Origin of the sequence: Natronogracilivirga saccharolytica (assembly GCF_017921895.1) — a bacterium.
GTDB classification, from domain to species: Bacteria; Bacteroidota; Rhodothermia; order Balneolales; family Natronogracilivirgulaceae; genus Natronogracilivirga; species Natronogracilivirga saccharolytica.
Genome location: NZ_JAFIDN010000046.1, coordinates 1 through 330 on the forward strand (window position 1 = coordinate 1; position 330 = coordinate 330).

Genomic DNA, 330 nt, shown 5'->3' on the forward strand with positions numbered 1-330 from the left:
TTAACTGGAAGCCACTTCTGGACTACAGGGGTTTCTAATCCTGTTTGCTCCCCACGCTTTCGCGCCTCAGCGTCAGTTGTCGTCCAGTAGGCCGCCTTCGCCACTGGTGTTCCTCCTAATATCTACGCATTTCACCGCTACACTAGGAATTCCGATTGCCTCTCCGACACTCAAGATCTACAGTTTCAAATGCAGTTCATGGGTTGAGCCCATGGATTTCACATCTGACTTGCATTCCCGCCTGCGCGCCCTTTACACCCAGTAAATCCGGACAACGCTTGCCACCTACGTATTACCGCGGCGGCTGACACCTCCAGGATTGCAGGTACC

Annotated in this window: 1 rRNA gene; it reads right to left on the minus strand. The window is 53.3% G+C overall.

The features are described from left to right. A 16S ribosomal RNA gene (locus tag NATSA_RS15355) occupies positions 1 to 330 on the minus strand; the annotation flags it as partial.